This is a genomic window from Pseudomonas sp. SWRI99, assembly GCF_014270125.1.
GTDB classification, from domain to species: Bacteria; Pseudomonadota; Gammaproteobacteria; order Pseudomonadales; family Pseudomonadaceae; genus Aquipseudomonas; species Aquipseudomonas hamedanensis.
This window is the reverse complement of record NZ_JABWQR010000003.1, coordinates 192,347-212,180: the sequence shown is the minus strand read 5'-3', so window position 1 is coordinate 212,180 and position 19,834 is coordinate 192,347. Positions and strand designations below refer to the sequence as shown.

The following is a 19,834-nucleotide window of genomic DNA, read 5'->3' as shown; positions in this document are numbered from 1 at the left end:
GAAACACACAATGCGGTCAGAGTGCAACCGTGCGTAGCGTTTCGGGTGATGTTGAGGGCGGTTTAGGCTAGAATGCACGGCCTCAAAGCACACCCCTTCCCGAGGCTGTCCCGAAGATGTTGATCCTGCGCGGCGCTCCTGCCCTTTCTGCCTTTCGCCACAGCAAACTCCTTGAGCAACTGAGCCAGAAGGTTCCAGCTGTCAGTGGCCTGTATGCTGAATTCGCTCACTTCGCCGAAGTCACCGGCGTCCTGACCGGCGACGAACAGCAGGTGCTTGCGCGCCTTCTGAAGTACGGCCCAAGTGTTCCGGTTCAAGAGCCGACCGGTCGTCTGTTTCTGGTGTTGCCGCGTTTCGGCACCATCTCGCCGTGGTCGAGCAAGGCCAGCGACATCGCCCGCAACTGCGGCCTGAGCAAGATCCAGCGCCTGGAGCGCGGTATTGCCTTCTACGTCGCCGGCCAGTTCAGCGAAGCCGAAGCCCAAGTGATTTCGGACGCCCTGCATGACCGCATGACCCAGATCGTGCTGGCCAGTCTCGAGCAGGCCGCCGGTCTGTTCAGTCACGCCGAACCGAAACCGCTGACGGCCATCGACATTCTTGGTGGCGGTCGCGCTGCGCTGGAAAAGGCCAACACCGAACTGGGCCTGGCCCTGGCCGAAGACGAGATCGATTATCTGGTCAACGCCTTCAATGGTTTGAAGCGCAACCCGCACGACATCGAACTGATGATGTTCGCCCAGGCCAACTCCGAGCACTGCCGCCACAAGATTTTCAACGCCAGTTGGGACATCGACGGCCAGAGCCAGGAAAAAAGCCTGTTCGGCATGATCAAGAACACCTATCAGATGCATAGCGAAGGCGTGCTGTCCGCTTACAAGGACAACGCTTCGGTGATCGTCGGCAACGTTGCCGGCCGCTTCTTCCCGAACCCTGAAACTCGCCAGTACGGCGCGGTGCAGGAGCCGGTGCACATTCTGATGAAGGTCGAGACTCACAACCACCCGACCGCGATCGCACCGTTCCCGGGCGCATCCACTGGTTCCGGTGGCGAGATCCGTGACGAAGGCGCAACCGGTCGCGGCGCCAAGCCGAAGGCCGGCCTGACCGGTTTCACCGTATCCAACCTGCAGATCCCGGGCTTCGAACAGCCGTGGGAAGTGCCGTACGGCAAGCCTGAACGCATCGTTACCGCGCTGGACATCATGATCGAAGGGCCGCTCGGCGGCGCTGCGTTCAACAACGAATTCGGTCGTCCGGCGCTCACGGGCTACTTCCGTACCTTCGAGCAGTCGATCAGCACCCCGCACGGCGATGAAGTTCGCGGTTATCACAAGCCGATCATGCTCGCGGGCGGCATGGGCAACATCCGCGAAGAACACGTCAAGAAAGGCGAGATCGTCGTCGGCTCCAAGCTGATCGTCCTGGGCGGCCCGGCGATGTTGATCGGTCTGGGCGGCGGCGCCGCTTCCTCGATGGCCACCGGCACCAGCTCGGCGGATCTGGACTTCGCTTCCGTGCAGCGCGAAAACCCTGAAATGGAGCGTCGCTGCCAGGAAGTCATCGACCGTTGCTGGCAACTGGGTGACAAGAACCCGATCAGCTTCATCCACGACGTCGGCGCGGGCGGTCTGTCCAACGCCTTCCCGGAACTGGTCAACGACGGCGACCGCGGTGGCCGCTTCGAACTGCGCAACATTCCCAACGACGAGCCGGGCATGGCCCCGCACGAAATCTGGTCCAACGAATCCCAGGAACGTTACGTTCTGGCGGTCGGCCCGGAAGACTTCGAGCGCTTCCAGGCGATCTGCGAACGCGAGCGTTGCCCGTTTGCCGTCGTCGGCGAAGCCACCGCCGAACCGCAGCTGACCGTGACCGACAGCCACTTCGGCAACAACCCTGTGGACATGCCGCTGGAAGTGTTGCTGGGCAAGGCGCCGCGCATGCACCGTTCGGTGGTCCGCGAAGCCGAACTGGGCGATGATTTCGATCCGTCGAACCTCGATATCACCGAGTCCATCGAACGCGTTCTGCATCACCCGGCCGTGGCGAGCAAAAGCTTCCTGATCACCATCGGCGACCGCACCATCACCGGCCTTGTGGCCCGTGATCAAATGGTCGGCCCATGGCAGGTGCCGGTGGCCGACGTTGCCGTCACCGCCACCAGTTTTGACGTCTACACCGGTGAAGCGATGGCAATGGGCGAGCGTACTCCGCTGGCTCTGCTGGACGCTCCGGCGTCGGGCCGCATGGCCATCGGCGAAACCATCACCAACATTGCCGCCTCGCGCATCAACAAACTCTCCGACATCAAACTGTCGGCGAACTGGATGTCGGCGGCCGGCCACCCGGGCGAAGACGCGCGTCTGTACGACACCGTGAAAGCCGTCGGCATGGAACTGTGCCCGGAGCTGGGCATCACCATTCCGGTGGGCAAGGACTCGATGTCCATGGCCACGCGCTGGAACGACAACGGCGAAGAAAAAACCGTGACGTCGCCGATGTCGCTGATCGTGACCGGTTTCGCGCCAGTGGCTGACATCCGTCAGACCCTGACCCCGGAACTGCGCATGGACAAGGGCACCACCGACCTGATCCTGATCGACCTCGGTCGCGGGCAGAACCGCATGGGCGCCTCGATCCTTGCACAAGTGCACGGCAAACTCGGCCAGCACGCGCCGGACGTCGATGACGCCGAAGACCTGAAAGCCTTCTTCGCGGTGATCCAGGGCCTCAACGCCGACGGTCATCTGCTGGCGTACCACGACCGTTCCGACGGTGGTCTGCTGACCTCCGTGGTGGAAATGGCTTTCGCCGGCCACTGCGGTCTGAGCCTGAACCTGGACAGCGTTGCCGAGTCTGCATCGGAAATCGCCGCGATCCTGTTCAACGAAGAACTCGGCGCAGTGATCCAGGTGCGTCAGGACGCCACCCCGGACATCCTCGCGCAGTTCAGCGCCGCTGGCCTGGGCGACTGCGTGTCGGTGATCGGCCAGCCGATCAACAATGGCCAGATCAACATCACCTTCAACGGTGACACTGTGTTCGAAGGCCAGCGCCGTCTGTTGCAGCGTCAGTGGGCCGAGACCAGCTACCAGATCCAGCGTCTGCGTGACAACGCCGAATGCGCCGAGCAAGAGTTCGACGTGCTGCTGGAAGAAGACAACCCGGGCCTGAGCGTCAAGCTCAGCTACGACGTCAACCAGGACATCGCTGCACCTTACATCAAGAAAGGCATTCGCCCGCAAGTGGCCGTGCTGCGTGAGCAGGGCGTCAACGGTCAGGTGGAAATGGCTGCCGCGTTCGACCGCGCCGGTTTCAGCGCGATCGACGTGCACATGAGCGATATCCTCGCTGGGCGTGTCGACCTCAATGAGTTCAAAGGTCTGGTGGCGTGCGGTGGTTTCTCCTACGGCGACGTGCTCGGCGCCGGTGAAGGCTGGGCCAAGTCGGCGCTGTTCAACAGCCGCGCCCGCGATGCCTTCCAGGGCTTCTTCGAACGTAACGACAGCTTCACCCTCGGTGTGTGCAACGGTTGCCAGATGATGTCCAACCTGCACGAGCTGATCCCGGGCAGCGAGTTCTGGCCGCACTTTGTGCGCAACCGCTCCGAGCAGTTCGAAGCGCGCGTGGCAATGGTGCAGGTCCAGGAGTCGAACTCGATCTTCCTGCAGGGCATGGCCGGTTCGCGCATGCCGATCGCCATCGCCCACGGTGAAGGGCATGCCGAGTTCTCCAGCGAGGAAGCGTTGCTGGAAGCCGATCTGTCCGGTTGCGTGGCGATGCGTTTTGTCGACAACCATGGCAAGGTCACCGAAGCCTACCCGGCCAACCCGAACGGCTCGCCGCGCGGAATTACCGGCCTCACCAGCCGCGACGGCCGCGTGACGATCATGATGCCGCACCCGGAGCGGGTTTTCCGCGCCGTGCAGAACTCGTGGCGCTCGGAAGAGTGGAACGAAGACGCACCGTGGATGCGCATGTTCCGCAACGCTCGCGTGTGGGTGAACTAAGCGTCGTGTACAAACTCGCTTTTTTTGTTCCCGACAGTCATGTCGAAGTGGTCAAAGACGCTGTGTTCGCTGCCGGTGGCGGGCGAATTGGCGACTATGACCATTGCGCCTGGCAAGTGCTCGGGTCTGGTCAGTTTCGGCCTCTGGACGGCAGTCAGCCGTTCATAGGCGAGGCGGGGCAGGTTGAGCGGGTTGAGGAGTGGAAGGTCGAGCTGGTGGTGGCAGACGAGCTGATTGTTGCTGTTGTGGCAGCGTTGAAGCTTAGTCATCCCTACGAAACACCGGCTTATGAGGTGTGGCAGTTGGCAGATTTCTGACCGCTGGTGCTGAAACAGAAAACCCGCTGAAAGTGATTTCAGCGGGTTTTTTGTTGCCTGCGATGGGCTACCAACCGCGGCAGCCCGGCGCAAGATCGTCGACTCAGGTCACCGGCCTGAGATTGAACTCGCTCCGTAGCATCATGATGAGCTCTTCGAGGGTTTTGAAACGGTCCAGCGCTCTATCCCGGTAATCAATGAAAAACAGGCCTTTGTCGTCCACCTGGATCGGCGTCTCGACGACTTCACCGGTGCGAGATCGATGAACGAGGCGGGTTTCCCGAGTATTCGGGCGCTCGATGATGAATTGCCCTGGCTCGGTCAAGCGTTCCCGTTGTACAGCGGCGGGCGAGGGGTCGAGCCGCTTGCCGGGGATGCCGACCTCCAGTCTGAAATCACTGCGTATTGCGCGAGTGGCAGTGGGCATGCTTTCGGTGGCGACCTCCCAGTAACCGCGCTGAAGGCGTTGAGCGAGCGCGGGCGTCGTGTCGTGCACGTGCAGGCTGACGGCACCAAGCATATCCGCCAGGCCCGGTACCCCCAGGTTGTAACCAGTGTGGGCGCTGCCGACGAAGGCGATCCACTTGTGCGGCCCGTTGGCCAGTTGGTCGGCTTCGATCACTCTGGAGGCAAAATAGCTGAACATGCGGTTGCGCTGTACGCGCGGGTCGGAGAGCCCCTTCATGTGATAGCTGGCGACGCAATCAAGCGCTCTGATGCGATAGCCATATTTGGCCGCTTTTTCAATGACGCTGGTGTAATTGTCTGTCGTGCCTTTGTAGAACCGCATGTGCCCTTCGTCCTGACTGCTCAGGTATCGGCGCAAATGGGCGGACATGGTCTTGCCGGCACAGAAATCGTCCAGGTCAGCCTGATGCAAATCGGTCTGCAAATGTTCCACATAGAGCGTTTTGTACTGGCCTTTGTGTTTTTCCAGCTGCTTGATCAGCAGCGCCTTGCTCGACTGCGCCGAATGGGCTTCGCCGAGCACCAGGCCGGCAGAGTCACCGTCGGCCACTTGCTTGAACAATGAATCCGCCGTGGCGTCCGTAGTGAGCGTCGGCAGTGTCGCTCGGGCGGGCGGGGTGTAATGGGTGAAATGACTCTCTGCCTTCTCTAGCAGTTTTTTGCGCATGTCGATAAACGCATCGGCCGCGTCCGCCTTGGCCTTTACGACGTGCCCGTACCGCGGGTCCATTCCGCGTGGTTGGTGATGCATTTCATGCAGCTGTTCGTGGTGTACCGATGCAATGTCGAACTCATCGAAATGCCCAGTACCGGAGCCGGAAGCAGCGACGGTTTTTGCCGGCGTCCTCGGCGCTTTGTACGCGGTGGGCAGCGTCATGTGGTAATCGCCTTTGGCCGCTGCGTCGCCGGTGATCGCGCCGGCGGTATCGACCTTGATGCTCGCCGGTTGGCCCAGAGCGACATCCTCGATGCGCAAGGCGATGGCGTCATGCAGGTCGGCGAGGCCTGGCGTGGTGTTGTGGGTCACCATTCGCGACTCATCGGCCAAGACGATCCAGCGGTCGTTCGGAGCATCGGCGGTGTCGGCGGCAATGGCCTTGTGCGAATAGAAGTTGCGGATGTTATTGCCTCGTGGCGTCAGCGGCGAAACATCTTCAAGTTTCAGCACATCGTCCAGCTGGTAGGAGGTGGAGGCATCCAGTGCCTTGATCTTCAGACCCTTTTTGCGCGCCTCGCGCACAAGCGCCACGAAAGAAAACGGGGCTTTGGGCGGGTACCCCAATGCGCGGTCGATGGCCTTCAAATGTTTTTTGATGTGCTGCCAGGTGCCTCCCGTATTCAGTTTTTCCAGCTTGAGATGAAAGACATCATCCGGCAGGTACTCCAAATAAAGGCGCTTGAAGCCTCGTTCGATCAGTGTGTCGAGGTAGGTGATCAATGCCTGCTTGCTGGCGATGGAGCCAGGTCGCGCACCGATCACCAGGCTCTTGCCGCTAAAGGCCTCGCTGGCAATCAGTTGCGTAAAGGTCATGTCGGCTGCGACCGCAGGAACCGGGGCTCGGGCCGACAGCGGCGCCAGCGTGTCCCAATGCCGCGTGGCGGCGGCGGTCAGTTTTTCGACCTGTAGCAGGTGGGCCTTGCGCGTCTCATGAAGATCCATCACCGCGGCGCCGACAATCGTGTCGGGGTGGCTCATAAAGTCCTTGCTGCGAGCGATGATCTCCTTGCGCGTTTCTGGATTCATGGCGCTTTCAAGGCGATCGCGGTATTGCGGCGGTATGCCGAATTCCTTGTGCAGCCCAGGCGTATCCGAAACGGCTTCATACTTAGGCGCACCGCCGGCCACACCGCTGCGCACCATGACCCCATCGGCGTTGGGCGATACCAGAATGCCGGTCGAGCGCAGTGCGGAGGTGTCAGGATCGAGGCGATGCAACAAGTAGCGGCCGAGTGAGTCCGGGTTCTTCGCGGCCCAAAGGGTTCGCCCACGAAAGACTACTGGCTGGATATCCGTCGGCAGCGTGGAAACCGCTTCCAGCGGTTCGATCAATTTCATCGCCTGTTCGGGAGCAGCCGCGGCGGCCCGCAGGCGCGGCAAACGCACGACGTGTTTGAGCGAACGCAGCGCCGGGCGCAGGTCGGTCAGCAGCGCGCCGGCACTGTTGAACAGGTAACCAAGCAAATGCTGCAGCGCCATGGCGTTGTCACCCTGTCGGTAGGCGTGCAGGGCGAGCATGGCGTCTTTGAAGGCCAGCAGCACGCCGGTGGTCAGGCTCAGCAGCGGAAAGGGCGCGGTGGCAATCGCCGTGACCCATTCGACGCAGGTCCAGATCAGCCCGCCGATCATCTGCGCACGACTGGTGGTGGTAGCGTGAACATCGTCGATCTTGCGCTGCAATTTCATGTCGTAAAGGGCGTAGCGCATGTCACTGACCGGCGCGACCGAGCGGGTCGAGTCGTAACGCGCAGGGCTGGGCGTGGTTCTGTTCAGCGTGTCAGGCAAGCCTTTGCGAGCGCTGTCGAGGAACGTGCGAACCCGGCTTTGCGCTTGCACCCCAACCCGTCCTGCGAGGTATCCGCCGAATCCAGGCTGCTGTTTGAGCAGGTAATTGAACAGCCTGGCTTCACGGAAACTGACCCCGTCCGGTGCTTGCGGGGTGTAGAGCAGAACCGGGTTCTTGTCGTGGCTGAACAGCCAGGTGTCGATGACCCATTCGCCGTCGATCATCAGGCGATGCAGGGCGTAGCGAGTGCGTGTCGCTGGCGTCGTATCGCCCAGGCTGGCGATACTCTGTTCGAGCCATTGCAGGTCCGCACTGGCGATGTGTCCTTGCAACTGGCATTCAAGAGCGGCGCGCTTCATCTGGCGCTGGGTAATCGCCAGCGTGGTGTTGCGTCGCAATCCGTAGCCCACGCTTGCAGCGCTTTGCAGCTCGGCCTTGACCTTGTCGGTATAACGTTGGCCGATCCAAACGCCGGTGACCGAGCGCGCGACGTTTTGCGGGGTCAGTGCACTCACATCAATCCCCGGCGGGCCGGTGAAACGCGCCGACTGCGAAATTTTCGGATCGATCAGGCCGAAATTATCTGGATAGCCGTCACGAAACAACCGTGTGTAGGTCAGCGGGGCTGGTGTCTGTGACGGCACGACCGAGGTCTGAGCGTGTACCCGCACGCTATCCGGATCGACGTCGTTGGCGGGACGATTCAGCAGACGGTTGAGGCTGATTTTCGCCTGTTCGTGGACATAGGCGTCAAAGCCTTGAAAACCGCTGCCCGAAGAAGGGTGCTTATCGAATGCACGAAGGACACACTCGGCCTCTTCGGTCAGCGTGGTGAGCTTTTTGCGGTTGCTGGCCGAGGTCGAGCGGTACCACAGCGGGGTGCCAAAGTCATAGTCGTCAACCCGCGTAGCCAGCAAGTGCCGGGTCATAGCCCTGAGGCAATCGCGGTGAGTGCCGATATTGATGAATTTGACTTCCTTGTGTTCCATCGCCTCAGGCTTGAAGCCCAGCGCCGCGAGAATTTTCTGCATGTTCTGGCGAAAACGCAGCGGCGTGCGGTTGACCAGATAGGCTTTCATGCTGTCGGCAGCGTCATTGTGAGCGGCCCACCCGAGCAGATGGGTCTGACACTCCAGCTCGCTGGCAAACGCCTGAAACTGCTGCTCTCGCGGGGCTTGCGGAGTACACAGCAGTACGCGCTTGAGGGCGCCGGAGGCATCGCTCTGGCGCAGGACCCAGAGGTCCTGGAGTTGCGCACCGTGCAGCGACAAAAGCGCGGCTTGCAGGTGTGACGCATTGCCGGCGCGCAAGTCCTGAATCAATTGCCAGTCACTTGCGAGCAAATGGCCTTGCAGCCACGCCGTGTAGGCCAGCGCGACAATGCGCTGATCGAACATATGCTCGATGGCCTGGCTGACGGCGGGCAACGCGTGCATTTGTTTTTGCACGTTGGAAAAATCGATTCGTGGTTGCAGGCTCAGTGTTTGCCGGATCAGCCATGCCGGCGTCACGTCTGCGTACTCCTCAGGCAGCGGCGCGTTGTTGTAGGTGAGCGTGGTCTTGAGCAGAAAGTCCGAACCCGCTAATTCATCCCCGGTATGCGGGCCGAGCAAGGCCAGATCGGTCAGGCTGCGTTTATGCTCGTACACACCGAACCCTGCGAGATAGCGGCGGGTCTTGATCTGCAAGAGATCCGGATCGAGATCATCGATTTCCAGGTCATCGCCGAGTCGTTCGAGCCACTGATAGCGGGCCAGCGCCGGCGGACTAGCCGCCGCGCCCATCAGTTGCAACAGATCGTGCCGTGCCTGGCTGTAGTTGTGCAGGTGCTGACCCAACTCGGTCTGGCGGGTCTCGCTGGCGCTGCGATACCAGTCCGGTGCGCTGTAATACAGATTGCGTTCAAACAGGGTTTGCGCATGCAATTCCAGACGCGGCGTGAGGTCTGGCAGGGCACCGGTAACGGCGCGGTCTAGGGCGGCGCACAACTGCCCGGCGTCATGTTGCGGGTTGTCGATCAGGCTCAAGGCGCGTTCGACATCCTGCGTGCGTTTATCGATCACCGCATCGTAGGTGTGTTCGAACAACGGTTCACTGTCGATCAGGGTCAACTGCAGCGGCCAGATGCCGCCGACGCCGACCTCGTGAAACCGCCGGGGCAGCATCTGCATGAACTCGGCCTGGGCGCTGGCGTGCTTCACGCACTGCAGCAAGTGGGCGTCGAGATCTGCCAGCGAATCGAAGAATTCGATGCCTCGGGCGGGGGTGAACAATACGGCATAGCCGACACTCTGGTCGTTCAGCAAGTCGCTGACCTGCGGGCTGTTCTCTTCCGTGATGACAAAGGCCCCGGCCAGTTCGACGATGTTGTCCTGATAGCTGAACTGCAAGGCGTACATGGCCGGACGCAAAATCGGCGCCAGCGCGATTTTTTCTATAAGCGTGGCGGCTGGTGCGTTGAGCAGACGATCCGCCACGGCCTGGCGAGCTTCATGCTCGACGGCGGTGAACCCGGCGTCGTAGATCAGATAGGTTTTGGCCGGCTTGCCATCGATGCGTTCGCTCAGGTCCAGGTTGATCAATTGTGTGTTGAGGCGGATTTTCAGGGTCGCGAGCAGCTTCTTGCCTTCCTCGCTGTGCAGGTCGCTGTCTGCCAGTTCCTGATACAGCGGGCGGCTGCGTTGCAGGTAGCGCTCGCGGTAGTTTTTCAGTTGGTCGTTGAGGCCTTTGAGGTAGAGCTGTTCTGCGCTCGGCGCTTGCTCGGCGAGCAGGGGAGTGTCGATCTTGAACAGGTTTTGCCCGATCTGGTTGAGATCGCTTTTGACTTGTGCGGGTGAGGGTGGGCTGTTGGGTGTGCTCATGGGCATGTTCTCCATGCTGATGGGAAGAGCTTTCAGCATGGCCAGGGGGGCTGGGGCTTTGGTGGTACATATGTATTGCGGGGGATCGCTGGGTTTTCGCGTAGTGCCCTTCACTGGGGGGAGCGAGCTCCTGCTTGCGAAGGCGGTCTGACAGTTGGCCTGGTTCTGGCGGATTGGGGGGATATCCGTTTTTTGGGTGATGGCGGCTTAGGGTTCCGCCCTGACGGCGGGTTACTTTGGGGGCCCAAAGTAACCAAAGGCCTTTTGCCCTGACGTGCGGCCCCTCGCTGTGGCTCGGGGTGCCTTCGCTGCGGGATCGATCCGGGCGCAGCGTTTCCGGTTTGCTTCGCTGCACCTCCTTCCGCTGTGTACGACTGCGTCGTACGGTCGCTGCGCTCCCACCCCCGGATCAATCCCTCCGCTCAGCCTTCCGACGGGCGCCGTGCATCAAGATCAAGAGCGTTACTCGAGCTAACGCTCATTGTGTTGAGTGGTCAGAAGCCAGAGCGGATTGCTTTTGCTTTTCTGTGGGAGCTGGCTTGCCAGCGAAGGCGGCCTGCCAGCCGACCCATATCCTCCTGACCCACCACAATCCCACTGTAGGAGTGAGCCTGCTCGCGATGACGGCCAACCAGCCGCCTCATATCCATCAGATTCACCCAATCCCAACTGTGGGAGCTGGCTTGCCAGCGAAGGCGGCCTGCCAGCCGACCCATATCCTTCTGGCCCACCACAATCCCATTGTGGGAGCGAGCCTGCTCGCGAAGGCCTCCGACCCGCCGCCTCATGTCCATCAGATTCACCCAATCCCAACTGTGGGAGCTGGCTTGCCAGCCGACCCATATCCTTCTGACCCACCACAATCCCACTGTGGGAGTGAGCCTGCTCGCGAAGGCCTCCGACCAGCCGCCTCATTTCCGTCAGATTCACCCAATCCAAACCGTGGGAGCTGTCCATCGATCAAACAAACCCGGCCTCGCCGGGTTTGCAGTTGATCAAGCCTTCGCCGGCACCTCATTACGACGCACCAACCCCAGCATTGCCCCGCTTAAACCCGCCGCCTTCTCGCCCACCAGCAAATGCCACACCCCACCGTCCAGCGGGCTGACACCCTGACAGCCCAGCGCCTTCAACTGCGCCTCGGACAGCGCCCTGCTATCGGCCAGCTGTAAGCGGATCCGTGTCATTGCAATGCAATCGAGTTGCAGCACGTTGTCGCCACCGCCCAACGCGTCGAGCCATTGCTGTGCCTCGGCGTCGGTGACCGAAATTGCCTTCGGCTCATCGGCCACCGCCACGGATTCACGCGCCACCGCGCGGCGGAGCGCCGGCATGGCCAGGCGTATTTCGTCGGCGATGCTGTCAGCCAGCGGCCCGACCACCACTTGCAGGCTGCCACCTTTGCCCGGACGCACCACGGCCATCGCGCCCAACGCTTTGAGGTCGGCATCCGACGCCTTGTTGCGATCCACCATTTCCAGCCGCAACCGCGTGGTGCAGGCGCCCACGGTCAGCAGGTTCTCGGCGCCGCCCAGGGCCTTGATGTACGCGCTGGCACGTTCGTTTTCAGAAAGCACGGCTTTCTCGGCTGTCGCGATATCCTCACGCCCCGGCGTCTTCAGATTGAAACGGCGAATACAGAAGTCAAAAACGCAGTAATAGATGACGGCGTAGGCAAGGCCCACCGGGATCACCAGCCAACCGTTGGTGGACTTGCCCCAGCCCAGAATCATGTCGATGAAGCCGCCGGAGAAGGTGAAGCCCAGATGAATGTTCAGGCCGTTGGTGATCGCCATCGACAGACCGGTCAGCAGCGCATGCAGCAGATACAGCAGCGGCGCGAGGAACATGAAGGCGAATTCGATCGGTTCGGTCACGCCGGTGAGAAACGAGGTCAATGCCATCGACAGGAATATCCCGCCCATGACTTTGCGGCGCTCCGGCAGGGCGTTGCGGTACATCGCCAGGCAAGCGGCAGGCAGGCCGAAGATCATCATCGGGAACATGCCGGTCATGAACTGGCCGCCCTTCGGGTCGCCGGCGAAGTAACGCGAAAGGTCGCCGGTCACCAGCGCGCCGGTGGTCGGGTCGGTGAAGTTGCCGAAGACGAACCACGCCATGTTGTTGAGGATGTGGTGCAGGCCTGTGACGATCAGCAGGCGGTTGAACACGCCGAACACGAAGGCACCGATGCTGCCGCTTTCCATCATCAGCGTGCCGAAGGCATTGATGCCGTGCTGGATCGGCGGCCAGATGTAGCCGAACACCACACCCAGGCCGACTGCTGCGAAACCAGTCACGATCGGCACGAAACGCCGTCCGCCGAAAAACGCCAGGTACTCCGGTAGCTTGATGTCTTTGAAGCGGTTGTACAGCGCGCCGGCCATCAGCCCGCTGACGATGCCGGCAAGCATGCCCATGTTGATGGTCGAGTCGAGCACTTTGAGGGTGGAGATCATCACCAGATAACCGATCACCCCGGCCAGGCCCGCCGTGCCGTTGTTGTCCTTGGCGAAACCGACGGCGATGCCGATGGCAAAGATCATCGCCAGGTTGGCGAAGATCACCTGGCCGGCGTCGTGGATGATCGCGATGTTCAGCAGATCGGTGTCGCCCAGGCGCAGCAGCAGACCGGCAATCGGCAGGATCGCGATTGGCAGCATCAGCGCGCGACCCAGGCGTTGCAGGCCTTCGATGAAGAGTTGGTACATGGTGGTTCTCCTGCTCTTTGGACAGAGCTTGTTGTTAGGGCAACGGCCAATGCTGATGGCAGGCGTGACGCACAGCGGCGGCGCTGGAGAGCTTGAGCAGGTCGCGGCTCAGGCGCTGACATTCGGCTTCGTGCAGTTGACGCACGCGGTCCTTGATTTCACCGATCTGCACCGGGCTCACCGACAGTTCGCTGACGCCCAGACCGATCAGCACCGGCGTTGCCAGCGGATCAGAGGCGAGGGCGCCACACACACCGACCCAGCGCTTATGCACCGCCGCGCCCTCACAGGTCATGGCGATCAGGCGCAGCAGCGCCGGGTGCAAGGCATCGACGCGGGCGGCCAGACCGGCGTGATCGCGGTCCATGGCCAGGGTGTACTGCGACAGGTCGTTGGTGCCGATCGAGAGAAAGTCAGCGTGTTCGGCCAGTTGTTCGGCTTGCAGCGCGGCGGCGGGGACTTCGATCATCACGCCGATCTCGGGGCGTTGCGTGATACCCATTTCCAGGCACAACTGATCGACGCGCTGGCGAATGTGTAGCAGTTCGTCGACTTCGGTAACCATCGGCAACAGAATCCGACAGCGCGCCAACGGCCTGACTTGCAGCAGCGCGCGCAATTGCTGATCGAGGATTTCCGGGCGGGCCTGGGCCAGACGAATGCCGCGCAGACCGAGCACCGGATTGGCCTCGGCGGGCAGTGGCAGGTAGTCGAGTTGTTTGTCGCCGCCGACGTCGATGGTGCGGATGATTACCGAGTGCTCGCCCATCGCGTCCAATACGGCTTGATAGGCCGCACGCTGTTCTTCGACATCTGGCGCAGTCTGGCGATCAACGAACAGAAACTCGGTGCGCAGCAGCCCGACGCCATCGGCGCCGTTGGCAAAGGCATCTGCCGCTTCGCTGCTTGAGGCGACATTGGCGACTACTTCGATGTGCACGCCATTGCGAGTTTCGGCGGGCAGATGGGCTTTGGCTTGTTGGCTTTCGCGGCGCCGCTGGCGCTCGATTTGCGCTTGCTGCACTTCGGCCAGGCGTCCGGCGTTCGGCGCCAGTTCGAGACGACCACCGTCAGCGTCGAGCACCACTGCCTGGCCTTGCGGCTGATCAAGCAACTCTGCCCCCAAGGCAACCAGACACGGCAGACCTTTGCCACGCGCCAGAATCGCTACGTGTGAGGTCGCCCCGCCCTCGGCCATGCACAATCCGGCGACCCCTTGGGTGCTGAGTTGCAGCAGATCCGATGGCGTCAGTTCGAGGGCGGCGACGATGGCGCCGGCCGGTACTTCGTATTGCCAGGCCTCGCCGAGCAGGGCGCGGAGCACGCGTTGCTTGAGATCACGCAAGTCGTTGGCGCGCTCGGCCAACAGCGCGCTGCCGGTGCCTTGGAGCATGTCGCACTGGGCGTCGATCGACTGACCCCAGGCGTGGGTCGCCGCCGTGCCTTGCGCGATGAACTGCTGCGCGGCGTCGAGCAGGGCCGGGTCTTCAAGCAGCGCCATGTGGGCGGCGAAGATGGCTTCTTCGTCGGCGTTCTTGTGCTTTTTCGCCTGGGCAAGGGTGGCGGCGATTTCGCTGCGCACCGCGTTCAATGCCGCTTCGAAAATCTGTTGCTGTTGCGCTGGATCGTGATTGCCCGCATCTGTCGGCAAGGTCATTGCGTTCAAACGAAACAACGGCCCGGCGACCAGCCCCGGCGCCGCGCAGACGCCATGCAACACGCCAGCCTCGACCGGGCGTTTCAGCGGCGCAGTACTGACCGGTGCTTGCGCGTGATGATCGTCCGGCAACGCCGTCGCCAATGCGCTGAGCAACGCTTGCAGCGCGGCATTGGCCTCCGGCCCCTGACAACTGACCTGCACTTCATCCTGCTCGCCAATGGCCAGCCCCATCAAACCGATCAGGCTGTTGCACGGCGCCGATTTGCCGTTGAAGTGCAGCTCTGACTGGCTATTGAAGCCCTGCGCGGTTTGCCGGATCAGCGCAGCAGGCCGCGCATGCAGACCGCCACGATGAGCCACCCGTGCCTTGCCGCTAGCCGCTGGCCCACCGGCTGCTTCAGTGTTCGCCGCCACAGTGTTGCGCGCGATGACGTGCAGCAACGGTTCGCCGACCTTCACCGCTTTGAGCGTGATCGGCCGCACCTGAAAATCCGCGCTGTTGGTCAGAATCAACAGGCTGACCAGGCTTTTGCAGTGCTGGCCAACCTTGTCGAGGTCATAGCGCAACAACGGCTGACCGAGGCTGACGCGATCGCTCTCCTTGACCAGCATGGCGAAACCCTCGCCGTTCAGTTCAACGGTGTCGAGGCCCAGGTGCAGGAGGATTTCCGCGCCATTGTCGGCACGCACGGTCACCGCGTGGCTGCTGCGCGCGACGTGAATGACCACGCCGGCGCAGGGCGAATACAGCGTGTCGTTGAGCGGGTCGATGGCGATGCCGTCGCCCATCGCGCCACTGGCGAACACCGCGTCCGGGACGTTGGCGAGCGTCAGCACGGGGCCGCTGAGCGGGGCGCTGAGGGTCAGCTCTTTATTGTTATCGGGCATGGCTGGATCTCATCAGGTGTGCAGTCAGTCGGACTTAATGCGTGCGGGTCACTTTGCTCAAATGGCGCGGTTGATCCGGGTCCATGCCACGGGCCACGGCCAGGCCGGCGGCCATCACGTAAAAACTCTGGATCGCCAGGATCGGGTCGAGGGCCGGGTGTTCGGCGCGGGACAAGGTCAAGTCGCGTTCGCTGACGTCGTCCGGCGCGGCCAGCAATACCCGGGCGCCGCGTTGACGCATCTCTGCGGCCAGACTCAACAGGCCGGCCTGCTCGGCACCGCGTGGCGCGAACACCAGCAGCGGATAGTGTTCGTCAATCAGCGCCATCGGGCCGTGACGGACCTCGGCGCTGCTGAACGCTTCGGCCTGAATCGCCGAGGTTTCCTTGAATTTCAATGCCGCTTCCTGAGCGATGGCAAAACCGGCGCCACGGCCGATGACCATCAAGCGCTCGCAATCGCGCAGCGCTTCGATGGCCATGCTCCAGTCCTGTTTGGCCGCTTCGCGCAGGCCTTCGGGCAGCGCATCGTGGGCTTGCAGCAACTCGCGGTCTTCTTTCCAATGCGCGATCAAACGGGCGCTGGCGCTGAGGGTGGCGATAAAACTCTTGGTCGCGGCGACACTGCTTTCAGTCCCGGCGAGCAACGGCAGGCTGAATTCGCAAGCGGCTTCCAGTGGCGAGTCGGCGGCGTTGACCATCGACACGCTGAGGGCGCCACGCTTGCGCAACAGACGCAGGCTGTTGACCAGGTCCGGACTCTGTCCCGACTGCGAGAAAGCGAAGGCGACCTGACCGCTGACCTTCAACGGCGCTTGCTGCATGGTCACCACCGACATCGGTAACGAGGCCACCGGCACTCCCACATGCTGCATGGTCAGGTAAGCGAAGTAGCTGGCGGCGTGGTCGGAACTGCCCCGGGCGACGGTCATCGCCACTTGCGGCGGCTGGCGGCGCAGGCGCCCGGCGATCTCGATCATCGGCGCGTCGAGCTGTTGCAACTGGGCTTGCACGGCCTCGAACGAGGACAGCGCCTCCTCAAGCATTTTTGAAGTCAATGTCTTCTCCTTCGACCATCACGGCGGTCAGTGTCAGTGCGCGATCGAGCCGCACGCAGTCGGCCCAGGCGCCCGGTGCAAGGCGCCCGCGTTCGTTGAGGCCGAGGTAGTCGGCGGGAAATTGCGACAGGCGCTGCGAGGCTTCGTTGATCGGCAGACCGATCTTCACCAGATTGCGCAGGGCCTGATCCATGGTCAGGGTGCTGCCGGCCAGCGTGCCGTCGGGCAGGCGCACGCCGCCCAGACATTTGGTCACGGTGTGGCTGCCGAGCTTGTATTCGCCATCGGGCATGCCGGCGGCGGCGGTCGAATCGGTGACGCAATACAGGCATGGAATCGAACGCAGGGCCACGCGAATGGCGCCTGGGTGCACGTGCAGCAGATCGGGAATCAGTTCGGCGAACGTAGCGTGGGCCAGGGCCGCGCCGACGATGCCCGGCTCACGGTGATGCAGCGGGCTCATGGCGTTGTACAAGTGAGTGAAACTGGTCGCGCCGGCCGCCAGCGCGGCGACGCCTTCCTCGTAACTGCCGAGGGTGTGGCCGATCTGCATGCGGATGCCGCGACTGCTCAGTTCACGGATCAACGCATCGTGGCCGGCAATTTCCGGGGCGATGGTAATTACCCGGATCGGCGCCAGCGCCAGATACGCTTCGACTTCGGCCATCAACGCGGTGTGGGCGAAGTTTGGCTGGGCGCCGAGTTTTCCTGGATTGATGTAGGGGCCTTCGAGGTGTACGCCGAGGACTCGCGCGGTGCCTTTGGGACGCCGTTTGCAGAAGTCGCCGACGTCCTTCAAGACGCTGGAAATCTCGGCACTCGGCGCGGTCATGGTGGTAGCCAGCAGCGACGTGGTGCCGAAACGTACGTGGGTTTTGCTGATGGTTTCGAAGGCGCTGGCGCCTTCCATGATGTCTTTGCCGCCACCGCCGTGAACGTGCAGGTCGATGAAGCCCGGCAGCAGATAGGGCAGATCGTTATCGGCCGGATCGCACGGCACGCCTTCGATCGATACGACTCTGCCGTGTTCGTGGATCAGCCGGCCGCGAACCCAGCCGCTGGCGGTGAGGATGTTGTCTTCGGACATTTTCGTTCTCGCTTGTGGCCGCGCCTAACGTCGCAGCTCTGCAACAAAGTCGTAGTAATCGTTGCGGCAGTAGGTGTCGGTGACTTCGATAGGGGTGTTGTCTTCCAGATAACCGACCCGGGTCATCAGCAACATGGCGGTACCTGGGGCAATACCGACCAATGCGGCGAACTCGTCCGAGGCGTTGATCGCCTGGATATGCTGCAAGGCGCGCACGATCGGTTTGCCGATGCCGTCGAGGTATTCGTACAGCGAATCACCCACCGCTTGCGGCTTGGGCATGATCGAGGCGGGCAGCGTGCTCATTTCGATGGCCATCACCGTGTCGTCGGCTTTGCGCAGGCGCTTCATGCGCGCGACCTTGTCGTTCGGCGACAGGCCGAGGCGGATCAGCTCTTCATGGGTCGGCAGGGTGATTTCCCGCTCCAGCCAGTGCGAACTCGGCACGAAACCTTTCAAGCGGAGCATTTCGCTGAAGCCGGACAGACGCGACAGCGGTTGTTCCAGGCGGGGCGTGATGAAAGTGCCGGAACCTTGCAGGCGGCGGATCAGGCCTTGATCGAGCAAGACTTCCAGGGCTTTGCGCGCGGTGACCCGGGAAATGCCGAGCTGGTCGCTGAGGTTGCGCTCGGACGGCATCGCCTGTTCGGCTTTCCATTGCCCGGCATGGATCGCGGCTTCCAGATTGCGCGCCAGTTGCAGGTACAACGGCGTCGGCTGGGAATCGTCGGGGCGCAAGGCGTGGAGGTCGTTCATGGCGGTCATTTCCGGCGCGGGTATAGGATTGTTGTGGCGCGCTTGTGGGGCGGAAATTAATACCACTTCAATACCATGTCAACGCGATGAAAGGGTGCCTGACCCAATGGAATGGTGGTTTTCAGGGGGCGTATTTTTAAGTGGTATTAGTGGTGGCCTGTACAAAGCAAAAGATCGCAGCCTGCGGCAGCTCCTACAGTTGAGAGTGGTATCACCTCTGTAGGAGCCGCCGCAGGCTGCGATCTTTTGATTTATTTTTTGCAGGTGACCAGTGGTCAGGGATTAAGGGCGAATTTCGACCATCGTGCCATCCGGCACCAGGCTCCATACTTCGCGCATGTCGACGTTACGCATCGCGACGCAGCCGTCGGTCCAGTCCAGCGTGTGGAACAGCTCTTCAGGGGTTTCTTCCGAATCCGGCGTGCCATGGATCATGATCATCCCGCCGGGCTCGACGCCTTCACGCCGGGCGCGGGCCGAGTCGCTGATGTTCGGGTAGGAAATGTGCATCGACAGATTGAATTTGTCGCTGGTCTTGCGCCAGTCGATCCAATAGAAGCCTTCCGGGGTGCGTTTATCGCCTTCGATCAGTTTCGGACCTTTTTTCGCGCCCTTGCCCAAGGAGATGCGATAGGTCTTGAGCGGCTTGCCGTCGACGATCAATTGCAACTGATGCGCCGATTTGAGCACCAGGACCTTTTCGATGAGAGGGGTATTCGACGGCGTCACGGTGGTCACGAATGACGCTTGCGAGACTGCAACGAACGACAGGCAAAACAGGGCAAGCAACCAACGCATTGAAACGATTCCCCAGCAATGAAGCAGATACATGATTGATAGACGCGGATGTAGTGCAAACGCGCTGTGGTTATCGGCCGCCCCTTGAAAAGATCAAGTGATCGCCGGCTGGACCAGTGGCGGAATGGATTCCGAGCGCACCGGATAAACCTCGTTGCGCCGATCCGCGAAGAAGCATTCCAGCGTACGCCCCACCGTGCGGAACGCCAGCTCGTCCCAGGGAATGTCGGCTTCGTCGAACAGTTGCACTTCGAGGCTCTCGGGACCAGCGGCAAAATCCACATCGACCAGCTCGGCACGAAAGAACACATGCACCTGGCTGATGTGCGGCACGTCGATCAGCGTGTAGATACTCAGGTGGCGAACCCGGGCGCAGGCTTCTTCAGCGGTTTCGCGGATGGCGGCCTGTTCGATGGTCTCGCCGTTTTCCATGAAACCGGCCGGCAACGTCCAGTACCCCAAACGTGGCTCGATGGCGCGACGACAGAGCAGCACTTTGCTGCCCCAGGTCGGCACGCACCCGGCGACGATGTTGGGGTTCTGGTAGTGAATGGTCTGACAGCTGTCGCAGACAAATCGCAGCCGCGAATCGCCTTCGGGAATGCGCTGCGTCACCGGGTTACCGCATTGGCTGCAAAATTTCATGCTCAGGTTCCTGAATGCTGCGCCTATCTTGGCGTGCAGCGGTGCCGGTCGGCAAGTTGTCGTTTCGCG

At 61.8% G+C, this 19,834-nt stretch carries 10 protein-coding genes; 2 read left to right on the top strand and 8 right to left on the bottom strand.

Translation table 11 applies throughout. From position 1 onward, the window contains the following. Positions 1-116: 116 nt before the first annotated feature. Both purL and HU743_RS03925 read left to right on the top strand, forming a co-directional pair. Positions 117-4,013: a phosphoribosylformylglycinamidine synthase gene (gene purL, locus HU743_RS03930; RefSeq protein ID WP_186621290.1), complete on the top strand. Its 3,897-nt coding sequence runs from the start codon at positions 117-119 to the stop codon at positions 4,011-4,013. Between the two features lie 5 nt (positions 4,014-4,018). Beyond that, positions 4,019-4,330, top strand: a complete 312-nt coding sequence (locus tag HU743_RS03925; RefSeq protein WP_186551272.1) for a YqfO family protein — start codon at positions 4,019-4,021, stop codon at positions 4,328-4,330. 103 nt (positions 4,331-4,433) lie between these two features. Here the strand turns inward: HU743_RS03925 and HU743_RS03920 are convergent, their stop codons facing one another. From HU743_RS03920 to HU743_RS03885, 8 genes are all read right to left on the bottom strand, one after another. Beyond that, positions 4,434-10,163, bottom strand: coding sequence for a membrane-targeted effector domain-containing toxin (locus HU743_RS03920; RefSeq protein WP_186647029.1), 5,730 nt, complete (start codon positions 10,161-10,163; stop codon positions 4,434-4,436). A 995-nt stretch (positions 10,164-11,158) separates the two neighbouring features. Beyond that, positions 11,159-12,874, bottom strand: a complete 1,716-nt coding sequence (gene nagE, locus HU743_RS03915) for an N-acetylglucosamine-specific PTS transporter subunit IIBC (RefSeq protein ID WP_186647027.1) — start codon at positions 12,872-12,874, stop codon at positions 11,159-11,161. A 34-nt stretch (positions 12,875-12,908) separates the two neighbouring features. Then, positions 12,909-15,422, bottom strand: a complete 2,514-nt coding sequence (gene ptsP / locus HU743_RS03910) for a phosphoenolpyruvate--protein phosphotransferase (protein ID WP_186647025.1) — start codon at positions 15,420-15,422, stop codon at positions 12,909-12,911. 34 nt (positions 15,423-15,456) lie between these two features. Continuing rightward, a complete protein-coding gene (locus HU743_RS03905) occupies positions 15,457-16,479 on the bottom strand; it encodes an SIS domain-containing protein (protein WP_186647023.1) in 1,023 nt (340 codons plus the stop codon). After that, on the bottom strand, positions 16,460-17,566 hold the full coding sequence (nagA, locus tag HU743_RS03900) for an N-acetylglucosamine-6-phosphate deacetylase (RefSeq protein WP_186647021.1): 1,107 nt from the start codon (positions 17,564-17,566) through the stop codon (positions 16,460-16,462). The genes HU743_RS03905 and nagA overlap by 20 nt, the downstream gene beginning before the upstream one ends. Positions 17,567-17,590: 24 nt before the next feature. Continuing rightward, positions 17,591-18,322 carry a GntR family transcriptional regulator gene (locus HU743_RS03895; RefSeq protein ID WP_186551130.1) on the bottom strand — a complete coding sequence of 244 codons (732 nt, stop codon included), beginning with the start codon at positions 18,320-18,322 and terminating at the stop codon, positions 17,591-17,593. Between the two features lie 282 nt (positions 18,323-18,604). Further along, entirely contained in the window at positions 18,605-19,120 is a 516-nt protein-coding gene (locus tag HU743_RS03890; RefSeq protein ID WP_186551129.1) for a L,D-transpeptidase family protein, read from the bottom strand. A 93-nt stretch (positions 19,121-19,213) separates the two neighbouring features. Beyond that, the gene (locus HU743_RS03885) at positions 19,214-19,765 is read right to left on the bottom strand and encodes an NUDIX hydrolase (RefSeq protein WP_186551128.1); all 552 of its coding nucleotides are present in this window, start codon (positions 19,763-19,765) and stop codon (positions 19,214-19,216) included. Positions 19,766-19,834 lie beyond the last annotated feature (69 nt).

Excerpts from the sequence above, each read along its gene's own strand:
- HU743_RS03920 (WP_186647029.1), bottom strand. The coding sequence starts at position 10,163 with ATGAGCACACCCAACAGCCCACCCTCACCCGCACAAGTCAAAAGCGAT.
- nagE (WP_186647027.1), bottom strand. The coding sequence starts at position 12,874 with ATGTACCAACTCTTCATCGAAGGCCTGCAACGCCTGGGTCGCGCGCTG.
- HU743_RS03885 (WP_186551128.1), bottom strand. The coding sequence starts at position 19,765 with ATGAAATTTTGCAGCCAATGCGGTAACCCGGTGACGCAGCGCATTCCC.
- purL (WP_186621290.1), top strand. The coding sequence starts at position 117 with ATGTTGATCCTGCGCGGCGCTCCTGCCCTTTCTGCCTTTCGCCACAGC.
- HU743_RS03890 (WP_186551129.1), bottom strand. The coding sequence starts at position 19,120 with ATGCGTTGGTTGCTTGCCCTGTTTTGCCTGTCGTTCGTTGCAGTCTCG.
- ptsP (WP_186647025.1), bottom strand. The coding sequence starts at position 15,422 with ATGCCCGATAACAATAAAGAGCTGACCCTCAGCGCCCCGCTCAGCGGC.
- nagA (WP_186647021.1), bottom strand. The coding sequence starts at position 17,566 with ATGTCCGAAGACAACATCCTCACCGCCAGCGGCTGGGTTCGCGGCCGG.
- HU743_RS03895 (WP_186551130.1), bottom strand. The coding sequence starts at position 18,322 with ATGAACGACCTCCACGCCTTGCGCCCCGACGATTCCCAGCCGACGCCG.